The following is a 449-nucleotide window of genomic DNA, read 5'->3' on the forward strand; positions in this document are numbered from 1 at the left end:
CAAGGGCGTCAGAAACGCCCTCTACATGGCTGCTCTGTCAGCAAGTCGTTACAACAACGATCTTGCCGTGTTCGCCTCCCGGCTGCGCAACGCAGGCAAGCCCGCAAAGATCGTTCTCGTCGCCGTTATGCGAAAGCTCGTCGTCATGGCCAATGCGCTCATCACACAAGACCGTACCTGGAGCCCAATCGCTCCTTGACAACAAACACAGATGCTCATCCGTCTCAGCGCTATCGCGCCGATCCACCTTCTCCCACAAGGGGAGAAGCAGAAGAGCGCTCAGCTTTCCACCAACGCAGCCGTCGTCGTCATCCGCGCGCCCTGCTCGGCAAAGGCGTCGTTGTGCCGCGCGATGATGTCGGGCGCTTTCTCCTCTTGCGAATCCAGCGTCGAATGCGCGTCGGAGACCACGGTGACGCCGAGCCCCTCGGCAAAAGCACCCTTGACGG

Annotated in this window: 1 pseudogene; it reads left to right on the forward strand. The window is 60.6% G+C overall.

The features are described from left to right. Positions 1-199, forward strand: a pseudogene (locus tag EOA38_RS38675) (IS110 family transposase); the annotation flags it as partial. Positions 200-449: the final 250 nt, after the last annotated feature.

The organism is Mesorhizobium sp. M1E.F.Ca.ET.041.01.1.1, assembly GCF_003997355.1.
Classification (GTDB): Bacteria; Pseudomonadota; Alphaproteobacteria; order Rhizobiales; family Rhizobiaceae; genus Mesorhizobium.